Source organism: uncultured Roseovarius sp., from assembly GCF_913054395.1.
Classification (GTDB): domain Bacteria; phylum Pseudomonadota; class Alphaproteobacteria; order Rhodobacterales; family Rhodobacteraceae; genus Roseovarius.
In genome coordinates this window covers 1-10,842 of record NZ_CAJXIP010000115.1, presented here as the reverse complement: position 1 = coordinate 10,842, position 10,842 = coordinate 1, and the positions used below count along the sequence as shown (strand labels likewise).

At 59.6% G+C, this 10,842-nt stretch carries 12 protein-coding genes; 8 read left to right on the top strand and 4 right to left on the bottom strand.

Annotated features, from left to right (window positions below; all coding sequences use genetic code 11):
* The coding region (locus tag QZ522_RS14295; RefSeq protein ID WP_294612909.1) for a TGS domain-containing protein at positions 1–762 on the bottom strand (762 nt) is incomplete at its 3' end.
* A 264-nt stretch (positions 763–1,026) separates the two neighbouring features.
* On the opposite strand from QZ522_RS14295, the gene QZ522_RS14290 reads away from it, so the two are divergent.
* The 3 genes from QZ522_RS14290 (at position 1,027) to QZ522_RS14280 (ending at position 2,940) form a co-directional block, all read left to right on the top strand.
* Positions 1,027–1,260, top strand: coding sequence for a hypothetical protein (locus QZ522_RS14290; RefSeq protein ID WP_294612906.1), 234 nt, complete (start codon positions 1,027–1,029; stop codon positions 1,258–1,260).
* Positions 1,261–1,356: 96 nt separating this feature from the next.
* Positions 1,357–2,130, top strand: a complete 774-nt coding sequence (locus tag QZ522_RS14285; RefSeq protein WP_294612903.1) for an alpha/beta hydrolase — start codon at positions 1,357–1,359, stop codon at positions 2,128–2,130.
* 81 nt (positions 2,131–2,211) lie between these two features.
* The gene (locus QZ522_RS14280) at positions 2,212–2,940 is read left to right on the top strand and encodes an alpha/beta fold hydrolase (protein WP_294612900.1); all 729 of its coding nucleotides are present in this window, start codon (positions 2,212–2,214) and stop codon (positions 2,938–2,940) included.
* Positions 2,941–3,017: 77 nt separating this feature from the next.
* Here QZ522_RS14280 and phaZ read toward each other — a convergent pair whose 3' ends face one another.
* Entirely contained in the window at positions 3,018–4,319 is a 1,302-nt protein-coding gene (gene phaZ / locus QZ522_RS14275) for a polyhydroxyalkanoate depolymerase (protein WP_294612898.1), read from the bottom strand.
* Positions 4,320–4,450: 131 nt separating this feature from the next.
* Between phaZ and phaC the strand changes: the two genes are divergently transcribed.
* The 4 genes from phaC to QZ522_RS14255 all read left to right on the top strand — a co-directional run bounded on the left by phaC (position 4,451) and on the right by QZ522_RS14255 (position 8,507).
* Positions 4,451–6,259: a class I poly(R)-hydroxyalkanoic acid synthase gene (phaC, locus tag QZ522_RS14270; protein ID WP_294612894.1), complete on the top strand. Its 1,809-nt coding sequence runs from the start codon at positions 4,451–4,453 to the stop codon at positions 6,257–6,259.
* 133 nt (positions 6,260–6,392) lie between these two features.
* Positions 6,393–6,842: a phasin family protein gene (locus tag QZ522_RS14265; RefSeq protein ID WP_294612891.1), complete on the top strand. Its 450-nt coding sequence runs from the start codon at positions 6,393–6,395 to the stop codon at positions 6,840–6,842.
* Between the two features lie 135 nt (positions 6,843–6,977).
* The gene (gene phaR, locus QZ522_RS14260) at positions 6,978–7,535 is read left to right on the top strand and encodes a polyhydroxyalkanoate synthesis repressor PhaR (protein ID WP_294612889.1); all 558 of its coding nucleotides are present in this window, start codon (positions 6,978–6,980) and stop codon (positions 7,533–7,535) included.
* Between the two features lie 6 nt (positions 7,536–7,541).
* Positions 7,542–8,507, top strand: coding sequence for a LysR family transcriptional regulator (locus QZ522_RS14255; protein ID WP_294612886.1), 966 nt, complete (start codon positions 7,542–7,544; stop codon positions 8,505–8,507).
* Here the strand turns inward: QZ522_RS14255 and QZ522_RS14250 are convergent.
* Positions 8,504–8,968 (bottom strand): nucleoside deaminase, encoded by a 465-nt coding sequence (locus QZ522_RS14250; protein WP_294612883.1) that lies wholly within the window; start codon positions 8,966–8,968, stop codon positions 8,504–8,506. The genes QZ522_RS14255 and QZ522_RS14250 overlap by 4 nt on opposite strands.
* Positions 8,969–9,031: 63 nt before the next feature.
* Between QZ522_RS14250 and QZ522_RS14245 the strand changes: the two genes are divergently transcribed.
* The gene (locus tag QZ522_RS14245; protein ID WP_294612880.1) at positions 9,032–9,841 is read left to right on the top strand and encodes a pseudouridine synthase; all 810 of its coding nucleotides are present in this window, start codon (positions 9,032–9,034) and stop codon (positions 9,839–9,841) included.
* Positions 9,842–9,940: 99 nt separating this feature from the next.
* On the opposite strand, the gene QZ522_RS14240 is transcribed toward QZ522_RS14245, so the two are convergent.
* Entirely contained in the window at positions 9,941–10,633 is a 693-nt protein-coding gene (locus tag QZ522_RS14240; protein ID WP_294612877.1) for a metal-dependent hydrolase, read from the bottom strand.
* Positions 10,634–10,842 lie beyond the last annotated feature (209 nt).

Genomic DNA, 10,842 nt, shown 5'->3' with positions numbered 1-10,842 from the left:
CTCACGGCCAAGCTCGCGGTGGTCACGCTTTTCGGCCTCTTCAAGGAAGGTCATGTATTCCTTGAGCTTTTCCTTGCCGGTAAAGGCCACGCCATAAATCCGCTGAAGCATCTTGCGGTCACTGTCGCCGCGCCAGTAAGCCCCGGCAACCGACATCAACCTGAACGCATCCGCCGGAAGTTGCCCGGTGTTTTGCAGATGCGGCCCACGGCACAGATCCTGCCAGTCGCCATGCCAATACATGCGCAGGGGTTCGTCGCCGGGGATCGCCTCGATCAACTCGACCTTGAAAGGTTCACCGTTGTCTTGGTAATGCTTGATCGCGCGGGCACGATCCCAGATTTCGGTTCGCACACCATCGCGCAGGTTGATGATTTCTTTCATCTTTTTCTCGATCAGGCCCAGATCCTCGGGCGTGAACGGCGCATCGCGGTCGAAATCGTAATACCAGCCATTGGCAATGACCGGTCCGATGGTGACCTTGACGTCTGGCCAAAGCTCCTGCACCGCGCGGGCCATCACATGCGCCAGGTCATGGCGGATCAGTTCAAGCGCGGGGGCCTCGTCTTTCATCGTGTTGATGCTGATGCCCGCATCACGGTCGATCGGCCATTGCAGATCCCAGTGCTGACCATCGACATGTGCCGAAATCGCCTTTTTGCCAAGCGAGGTCGAGATGTCTGCGGCCACCTCACCGGGGGTGATGCCGGAGGCATAGTCACGCTTGGAGCCATCGGGAAAAGTGAGGGAAATCTGGGCCATACGCGGCTCCTCGTCGGTTTGGCGCCCACGGAGCGCCCGGTTGCGGGTCAATGGCGTGGGTATGCCCGCGTGCGCCACGCGCGTCAAGACCCGCCAGTTCGTCGCATCCCATCCGATTGGCCGTGTTCCATCGCATACAGTGACAAAAGGTAACACATTGACGCAGTTTGAAAAAATTTATGGACTTGTCGCAATTGATGCGTAATTTGCCGCATATGAGAATCTTCGGATTGCATCCACCATCCAACAGAAAGGCCGCATTGAATGCCGACTTATAATACGAATTTCGAACTGACCGTCGAAGATATGGACCTGATCGAGACCTCGTTGCGCCAGACAAAGGCAGAGTTGGCGGCGCAGGCCGTGCAGCATGACAAAACCGGCGACGTGGCGGGAAAATCGGATGAGGCCCTGCGCCAGATTCACGATCTTCTGGGGCGCCTGCATAATCAAAAGGTGTTCTACCGCCCCCGCCAAGGGTCTTACGTCGGGGGCTGATCGGTCTCGGACAGGCTTGAAGCCGGTCGTTGAAAACCGGTTTGCCCGTCGCGACATCGCGGTGCATGATCGCCTGGCGCAACGACGGAGAACGCCATGCCCGATCCCAGTTTCCTGACCAGCGATCAAGGCCGCAGACTTGCCTATCATCAAAGCCCCGGCGCGCAGCCGGGGGTGGTGTTCCTGGGTGGTTTCAATTCGGATATGGAGGGCACCAAGGCACTCTATCTTGAGGAGTGGGCGCGCAAGACCGGGCGCGCCTTTCTGCGCTTTGACTATTCTGGCCATGGCCAATCCTCGGGCGCCTTCATGGATGGCTGCATCGGCGATTGGGCGGCGGATGCCCGTGCGGCGATCACTGCGCTGACCAAAGGGCCGCAGGTTCTGGTCGGCTCGTCGATGGGCGGCTGGATTTCCCTGCTGCTGGCGCGCGCCATGCCCGAGAGGGTGGCGGGGCTTGTCACCATTGCCGCTGCGCCGGATTTCACCGAAGATTCCATGTGGGCCGGATTTGATGAAACACAGCGCAGGGAATTGACCGAAACCGGACAGGTCGCCCTGCCAAGCGACTATGGCGAGCCCTATATCATCACCCGTCGGCTGATCGAAGATGGCCGCCAGCATCTGGTTTTGCGCGATCCGCTGAGTTTGCCGTTCAGTGTTCGATTTCTGCAAGGAACAGCGGATAAAGATGTGGATATGTCGGTCGCAATGCAGCTTTTGGACCATGCAATCGGGCCGGATATGCGCCTGACGCTTGTGCGTGGGGCCGATCACCGCTTTTCCGATCCCGATTGTCTGGACCTTATCGCGCGCTCGGTGACAGAGGTTCTCGCACGGGTCGGCGATGCAAGAGACGCGGCGCACTGAATGGCTTGACCGGGGGCGCGCATCTGGTGTCAATCTGGGGCGGGGGCGGTTTTGGTCGAAGATCGAGCGAAAGGATGTTTCATGACCCATGATCCGGTGGTTTTTTTGCCCGGCATGATGTGCGATTCGCGTCTTTTCGCGCGGCAATTGACGGATTTGAGCCGCGATATTGCCGTGACAGTCGCCCCGATCACCGGCGGTGACCGGGTAGAGGAAATCGCCTCGGGGCTGCTTGACGTGCTGCCACGCCGCTTTGCACTGGCGGGGCTGTCGATGGGCGGGATCGTCGCGATGGAGATCTTGCGCCGCGCGCCGGATCGTGTGTCGCGGATCGCGCTGATGGATACCAATCCGCTTGCGGAAACGCCGCAATCGGCCACTGCATACGAGCCGTTCATCATAAAGCTGCGCTCGGCAAGCCTTGGGGATGCGGTGCAGAGTTTCCTGCAACCCGATCATCTTGCGCCGGGTGTCGGACGCGCGGAAGTGCTGGCGCAACTTGTCGAAATGGCCGAAAATATTGGCGTGGATGCGATCATCCGCCAGACACGCGCGCTGCAACGCAGGCGCGATTATCAATCGGTGTTGCGGCGCTGCAAGGTGCCAACGCTCGTGCTTTGTGGCCGCCATGACGGGCTGACGCCGGTCAAGCGTCATAGCTTTATGGCAGAGCTTATCCCCTATGCCACCCTGTCGGTGATCGAGGACGCGGGGCATTTGCCGCCGCTGGAAGCCCCCGAGAGGACCACGGCGGCGTTGCGCGGATGGCTGGATCAGCCGTTCGTGCTGCAAAAGCGGGTCGATGCCTGATTGGGGGGATCAACCGCGTCAAACAAAAACGGGCCGCTGAGAGGATCAGCGGCCCGTTTCGGTTCTTTCAGATCGGCTTACCCGTTCGCGGCGAGGTTCTTGTTGGCCGCCTTGGGCGCTGCCTTGGCAGATTTTGCCGGGGCAGGGGGCGCCGAATTGGCATCAATGAAATCAAGTACCAGCGGGCGGATATTGTTGCGCCAGCTGCGCCCGGCGAAAATGCCGTAATGGCCAGCGTCGGGTTCGAGGTAGCTGGCCTTTTTCTCATCCGGCAGACCGGTGCAAAGTGCGAGGGCGGCAACGCACTGCCCCGGCGCCGAGATATCATCCTTTCCGCCTTCGACGGTTTTCACGGCGACACTGGTGATCTTGCCGATATCGACCTGATGGCCCTCAACCACAAAGCGGTTCTGTGCGATTTCCAGGCCCTTGAAGATGCGCTCGACCGTGGACAGGTAGAATTCGGCGGGCATGTCCATGACGGCGAGATATTCGTCGTAGAACTTGTTATGGGCGTCGTGATCGCTGGCTTCGCCTTGTGCGACACGGGCGATCTGATCCGAAAAGGCCTGTGCGTGACGCTCGCCGTTCATCGACACGAAGGACGCCAGTTGCAGAAGACCGGGATAGACCATCCGGCCAACGCCCTTGCGCTGAAAGCCGACGCGCTGAATCATGGTTTCTTCGAGCTGTCCCATGGTGACACGACGGCCAAAGTCGGTCACATCGGTCGGGGTTGCATCGGGGTCGATCGGCCCGCCGATCAGGGTCAGGGTGCGTGGCTGTGCCTCGGGGTCCAGCTCGGCGAGATATGCGGTGGCGGCGAGGGTCAGCGGCGCGGGCTGGCACACGGCGATCACATGCAGGTCCGAGCCAAGCTTGCGCATGAAGTCCATCAGGTAGACGGTGTAATCCTCGATATCGAACTTGCCTTCCGAAACCGGGATGTCGCGGGCGTTGTGCCAGTCGGTGACATAGACGTCGCAATCGGGCAAAAGCGAGCGCACGGTCGAGCGCAGCAGCGTCGCATAATGGCCAGACATCGGCGCCACCAGCAGAACGCGCCGTGCCATCGGCGCGCGGCCGGCGACATTGAAATGAATGAGATCGCCAAAGGGTCGCTCGACAATCGTTTCTATGGTGACAAGGTGATCGCGGCCATCTTCGCCGGTGATGCTGTCAATGCCCCAGTCGGGCTTGGTCACCATGCGTTGAAACGTGCGTTCCGTGACCTCGCCCCAAGCGGCAAGCCAGTTCAAAGCAGGGTTTGGCACCATGCTGAAAACAGGATAAGATGCCATTGAAAGTGCTGTGGCACCAAGCCATTGATTGGTGTTTCGGAGGGTTTCCATCAGGTCGTATGTCGCCATGTAACGCATCGTTCGTCTCCTACTAAGGCAAGAAGTGCCCGTCCTATAGGCAATGGTGCCCGGTTCCATCCGTCGCATTGCCCCTCCGGTCCGGCGACGTGATGCTGCATAGCAGAAAAAGTTAAGGGGAAATAGAATAAATGGCAATGCAAGACGATGTCGCAGGAGAAAATATCGAAAAGCTCAACGAAAACCTTGCCAAGGTTGAGCAGCTTTCGCAGCGATTGATTCAGGCCCTCGCATCCCGCAACCCTGCAAACCCCACGCTCAATAGCCCCTCGCAGGAACTATTTGCCAAGGCGGCCAGTTCCTACTGGACCGAAATGCTCGAGAATCCCGGCAAGATTTACGAGAAACAGCTTGAATACTGGGGCAAATCGGTGCGCCATTTCGTCGATGCGCAGCAATTGATGTTGCGCGGCGATGCCGCTGAACTTGAGGATACCGCCGATATTCTTGCCGGGGACAAGCGTTTCTCGAACCCGCTTTGGAAGACCCACCCCTATTTCAGATACATCAAGGAGCAATATGCGCTGAACGCGCAGGCGATCCAGAATGCGGTCGGCGACGTTGATGATCTTGACCCCAAGGAAAAGCGGCGGCTGGATTATTTCGCGCATCAGATCATCGATATGATGTCCCCGACCAATTTCCTGGGCACCAACCCCGATGCCCTTGAGCGGGCGGTGCAGACCGAGGGCGAATCCCTGGTGAAGGGGCTTGAAAACCTGATTGCGGACCTTGAGGCCAACAAGGGCGAACTGGTCGTGCGCCTTTCCGATGACACGTCCTTCGAGCTTGGCAAGAACATCGCCACAACCGCGGGCGACGTGGTGTTCCGCAACCGGATGATGGAGCTGATCCAATATGCGCCCACCACCGAAGAGGTCCATGCGACGCCCCTGATCATCTTTCCGCCCTGGATCAACAAGTTTTATATCCTCGATCTCAAGGAACAGAACAGCCTGATCAAATGGGTCACGGATCAGGGCTATACCCTGTTCGTGGTTTCCTGGATCAACCCCGATGCAAGCTATGCCGAGGTCGGGCTTGAGGATTATATCGAAGAGGGGTTCCTGACTGCCATTTCCGAGGTCAAGGCGATCACCGGTCAAAAACAGGTCAATACCGTGGGCTATTGCATCGCGGGCACGACGCTTCACCTGACGCTGGCGCTTTTGGATAAGCGGGGCGACAAGTCGGTCAAATCCGCAACCTTCTTTACCGCACTCACCGATTTCTCCGAGCAGGGCGAATTCACCCCCTTCCTTCAGGATGATTTCATTGACGGCATCGAAGAGGAAGTGTCGCAACAGGGATTGTTGCGGTCCTTCATCATGTCGCGCACCATGTCGTTCCTGCGCTCCAAGGATCTTGTGTATCAGCCGGCGGTCAAAAGCTACATGATGGGGGAAACACCGCCTGCCTTTGATCTGCTTTATTGGAATGGCGACGGTGCCAATCTTCCGGGCAGGATGACCATGCAATACCTGCGCGGCCTGTGCCAGCGGAACGAATTCATCGAGGGCGGGTTCAAGATTCTGGGCGAAACCCTGCATGTCAGCGACGTCAAGGTGCCCCTGATGGCAATCACCTGCGAGACGGATCACATCGCGGCCTGGAAGGATTGCTATCGCGGCTTTCAGCAGACCGGCGCCAAGGACCGGACCTTTATCGTCTCAGAGTCGGGCCATATCGCGGGCATCGTCAATCCGCCCTCCAAGAAGAAATACGGCCATTATACCAATGACGACCTGAGCGTGCCCGCCGATGGCTGGATTGAAGGTGCAAAGTTTCATGAGGGGTCATGGTGGCCGCGGTGGGAAGCATGGCTGCGCAAACGGTCCGGCAAGATGATTCCGGCGCGCCAGCCGGGCGATTCGGATCACCCCTCGTTGGCTCCGGCACCGGGAACCTATGTGCGTATAAAAGCAAGCGACGGATTTTAAACGTTTTTCCTTTCTGAGCAAGAAAATGCCGCAGTGCAGAAAAAAGACTTGAAATGCTGCACTGCGGCATGTATATCTGTTTCCAGAATACAGAACACGGCAAGCACGCCGCTCAATTGAAAGGACTTACCAAATGGCTAAGACTCAAGATTTCAACGCCGCACTGAAAGACATCATGGGCGCGTTCCCCGTTGACACCAAGGCAATGGAAGATGCCTTCAAAAACCAGGCAACCCTGAACGAAAAACTGTCGGGCGTTGCTCTGTCGGCAGCCGAGAAATCGGCCGAGATCTCCAGCAAGTGGACCAAGGACACCCTGGCCAAGCTGAACGAGGTCACCAAAGCCAAGGCAGAGCCCGCAGATTACGCCAAGGCCGTAACCGATTTTGCATCGGCCAACGCCGAAGTTGCTGCTGAAAACATGGCCGCTTTCGCCGAGATCGCGAAAAAAGTCCAAATGGAAACCGTTGAGCTGATGATGTCGGCCGGCAAATCCATGCAGGACGACGCGACCAAAGCCGTCAAGAAAGCCGCGGAAGAAGTGACCGCAGCGACCCAGAAAGCCACGGCAGCGGCGAAGTAATAGCAGGTTACATACCCTAACCCCTCCCTGACGGGTATGGACTGCGAAGAGCGAGCCGAAAAGGCTCGCTCTTTCTTTTTGCTACACTTGTGTCTAAGCTACGCTGCAGCGCTGCATTTTCCGGGAGGATACGCCTTGGCTGAAACCAAAAAACCGTTGCTGATCAAACGTTACGCCAGCCGTCGGTTGTACAATACCGAGACATCCGATTACGTCACGCTGGAAGATATCGCCGAATTCATCCGCGACGGCCGCGAAGTCCAGATCATCGACCTCAAGTCCGGTGATGACCTGACCCGGCAATACCTTTTGCAGATCATCGCCGAGCATGAAAGCCGTGGCGAAAGCGTGCTGCCGCTGAATGTGCTCAATGATCTGGTGCGTAGCTATACCACCCAGGCCACAAGCGTTGTCCCCGAGTTTCTGGCCGCCAGCTTTGAAATGCTGCGCGATGGTCAATCCAAGATGCTGGAAAATATGACCAAGGCCAATCCGATGGCCTCGATGCCCGGCATGGATGCCATGCGCGCCCAGCAAGAGGCCTTCATGAAGGCGATGACCGGAAACCTTCCCGGTATGGGCACCACGCCGGAAAAATCCGACACCAGGGCCGACGCGGACGACGACAATCTTGGCGATATCAAGAAACAGCTGGCTGAATTGCAGGAAAAGCTGGCCAAGCTTGGCAAATAGATCCGCATGGTTGAAAGCCCCGGCCGGATAACCCTTTGGGGAATCGAGGTGTTCATGGCCGCTGCCGATGAGCGTTCGATTTCTGCCGCCGCCCGCCGTCTGGGCGCCAGCCCCTCGGCGGTCAGCCAGCAACTGACCAATCTCGAAGGCGCGGTCGGGGCCACATTGCTGCAACGCAACGCCCGCCCCATTCGCCTTACGCCAGCCGGCGAGATCATGCACCGCCGCGCCCAAGCGATCCTGAACGAGGCCGCACAGGCGCGCGCCGAGCTGGCGATGTCGCAGCTCTCGACGCTGACCCGCTTTCGCCTTGGCATGATCGAAGACCTCGAGGCCGATGTAACGCCCCAGCTTCTGACCCATATGGCGGGCGAACTCACCCGCTGTCAGTTTCTGCTGGAAACCGGCGCAAGTCATCACCTCTATGACCTGCTTGACGCGCGTGCCCTCGACGTGATTGTCGCCGCCGAGTTCGGCGCCGAGACCGATTGGGTCGAGGTCCACCCGATCCTGCGCGAAGGTTTTGCCGTGGCGGCCCCCAAGGGGGTGATTGATCCCGACGGCGACGTCTTGCGACAACTCAAGCGCCTGCCGCTGATCCAGTATACGCAGCGCCATTACATGGGGCGGCTGATCTCGTCGCATCTGGCACGGCAAAACCTGACCCTGCCTCACCGGTTTGAACTTGATAGCTATCACGCCATTCTGGCGCTGGTCGGGCAGGGCACAGGCTGGAGCATCATGACGCCGTTGGCCCTGATGCGCGCCCGCCGCTTCGCCGATCAGATCGACGTTCTGGAACTGCCGATGGCGCCGCTGACGCGCACCATAAGCGTGACCGCCCGCAAGGGGATTTTGCAGGATATGCCCAAAACGCTGGCTGAGACGTTGAAACCGATCCTGCGTCAGGCGGTGGTCGATCCGGCCATCGCGCGGCATCCGTTTCTTGTGGATGCCCTGACGATGCTCTAGCGATCCGGATCGCGCCGCCGATCCTGAAAGAACGCCTTCAGCAGGGTTTCGGCCTCGCGGGCGGCGATGCCGTCATAGACCTCGGGCATATGGTGACATTGCGGATGGGTAAAGACGCGCGCGCCCTGTGCCACCCCGCCGGATTTCGGATCGCTCGCCCCATAGTAAAGCCGTGCAATCCGGGCGGCGGCCACCGCGCTGGCGCACATCGCGCAGGGCTCGAGCGTGACGTAAAGATCATGGCCCGGCAAGCGCTCGCTTCCCGTTGCGGCACAGGCGGCGCGCAACGCGAGGATTTCCGCATGCGCTGTCGGGTCGTTCAATTCGCGCGTGCGATTGCCCGCCTGCGCCACGACCCGCCCCTTTGGGTCAACCACCACGGCCCCCACCGGCACCTCGCCGCGCAGGGCCGCGGCGCGCGCCTCCTCCAGCGCTGTCATCATATGGCTTTTGAATGTCATGGGGCGTCTTTGCCCCGCCATCACCACTTTCGCAAGCCCCGCGAATAGGCTAAGCGATGACACATGAGCACCAAACCCCCAGAAGGCGACCGGATCGCCAAGGTTATCGCGCGCGCAGGCATCGCCAGCCGCCGCGAGGCTGAGCGCCTGATCGAGGCCGGTCGCGTGACCGTCAACGGCGTCAGGATCACCCGCGCCGCATTGAATGTGACACCGGCCGACAAGGTGGTGGTGGACGGTCGCGCACTGGACGCGCCCGAACCGGCGCGGCTTTGGCTTTATCACAAGCCCACCGGCCTTGTGACCACCAACCGCGACGAACAGGGCCGGGCCACGATCTATGACGACCTGCCCGAAGACCTGCCGCGGGTGATGAGCGTCGGCAGGCTCGATCTCAATTCCGAAGGGCTTTTGCTGCTGACCAATGACGGCACGCTCAAGCGCAAGCTTGAACTGCCCTCGACCGGCTGGCTGCGCCGCTACCGCGTGCGCGTCAACGGCCGCCCGACCGATGCCACCTTCGATCCGCTGCGCAAGGGGATCACCGTCAACGGCGAACGGTTCCAGGGGATGATGGTCACGCTGGATCGCCAGCAGGGGGCGAATGCCTGGATCACCGTTTCGATCCGCGAGGGCAAGAACCGCGAAATCCGCCGCGCGATGGAGGCGGTCGGCCTCTCGGTCAACCGGCTGATCAGGGTTTCTTACGGCCCGTTTCAACTCGGACAGCTCAAGCCTGGCGAAGTCGAAGAAATCCGCCCGCGCGTATTGCGCGATCAGCTGGGCATGCCGCAGGAAGCCGAGGTCGAAAAAACCGGCAAGCCCGCCAGGCCCACGCGGCCAAAACCGCAACGCCGCCGCCGCACCACCTGATCGCTTTCATCTTTCCGGAAATACTCCGGGGGAGACCGGGAAAATTCGCCGAATTTTCCTGGGCGGGGGCAGAGCCCCCATGACGCACCCGCCGCAAGGTCAGAGCGTGATCGGCTCCATCACCTCAGGCTCGATCACATTGACGCCGGGCAGCGCCTTGACCAATTCCTCTGCCGATTGCTCCAGGATCGGGAAGGTGCGGTAATGACAGGGGATCACGGTTTTGAAATCAAAGAACTTTCTGGCCGCATAGCCCGCGCGCCGCATATCCATGGTGAAATACCCGCCCGCGCACAGGATTCCGATATCGGGCTGGTGCAGCTCGTGGAACACTCCCATATCGGCCATCACATCGGTGTCGCCCGAGAGATAGATCACGTGACCTTCGCCTGCGATCATGTAACCGCATTCTGTGCCGGGCACCCGAGGCCCGTCATCGCTGCCAAAGCTGGTCGAATGGGTGGCATGCACCATCGTAACCTTGACCCCGCCAAGATCGACCGTGCCGCCCTTGTTGAACCCGATGACCTCGATCATTTCCTGCGCCTCCCAATGGGCCATGAGGTCATATTGCCCGACCACCGTCAGCCCCTGTTTGCGCGCCAGCGGCAGAACATCGGCCACATGATCAAAATGCGCATGGGTCAGAAGGATATGGCTCGCCCCGTCCGTTGCCGCTGCGTGGCTGTCCTCGGGCAACATCGGGTTGCCGTTAAGCCAGGGATCGACCAACAGAACCTGCCCGCCGATCTCGATCCGAAACGATGAATGTCCAAGCCATGTGATTTTCATTGCAGTGATCCTTTTTCCTGTTGCCTGAAGACTAGCAAGACTTGCGCCACAGGGAAGGGTCAAGCGACGCAATTCTGACGCATGCCCTTGTCCGACCGGGTTTTGACGCGCTCAGATGCTTGCGCCCAATTGCCCCGGGCGCTAAACGCGTGGGCATCACGATTATCGGAGAGACCCATGTTGATCGACCTAGAGATCGCCGCCAAAGG

Coding starts and splice junctions, on each gene's coding strand:
- QZ522_RS14290 (WP_294612906.1), top strand. CDS start 1,027: ATGCCGACTTATAATACGAATTTCGAACTGACCGTCGAAGATATGGAC.
- QZ522_RS14285 (WP_294612903.1), top strand. CDS start 1,357: ATGCCCGATCCCAGTTTCCTGACCAGCGATCAAGGCCGCAGACTTGCC.
- QZ522_RS14280 (WP_294612900.1), top strand. CDS start 2,212: ATGACCCATGATCCGGTGGTTTTTTTGCCCGGCATGATGTGCGATTCG.
- phaZ (WP_294612898.1), bottom strand. CDS start 4,319: ATGCGTTACATGGCGACATACGACCTGATGGAAACCCTCCGAAACACC.
- phaC (WP_294612894.1), top strand. CDS start 4,451: ATGGCAATGCAAGACGATGTCGCAGGAGAAAATATCGAAAAGCTCAAC.
- QZ522_RS14265 (WP_294612891.1), top strand. CDS start 6,393: ATGGCTAAGACTCAAGATTTCAACGCCGCACTGAAAGACATCATGGGC.
- QZ522_RS14255 (WP_294612886.1), top strand. CDS start 7,542: ATGGTTGAAAGCCCCGGCCGGATAACCCTTTGGGGAATCGAGGTGTTC.
- QZ522_RS14250 (WP_294612883.1), bottom strand. CDS start 8,968: ATGACATTCAAAAGCCATATGATGACAGCGCTGGAGGAGGCGCGCGCC.
- QZ522_RS14245 (WP_294612880.1), top strand. CDS start 9,032: ATGAGCACCAAACCCCCAGAAGGCGACCGGATCGCCAAGGTTATCGCG.
- QZ522_RS14240 (WP_294612877.1), bottom strand. CDS start 10,633: ATGAAAATCACATGGCTTGGACATTCATCGTTTCGGATCGAGATCGGC.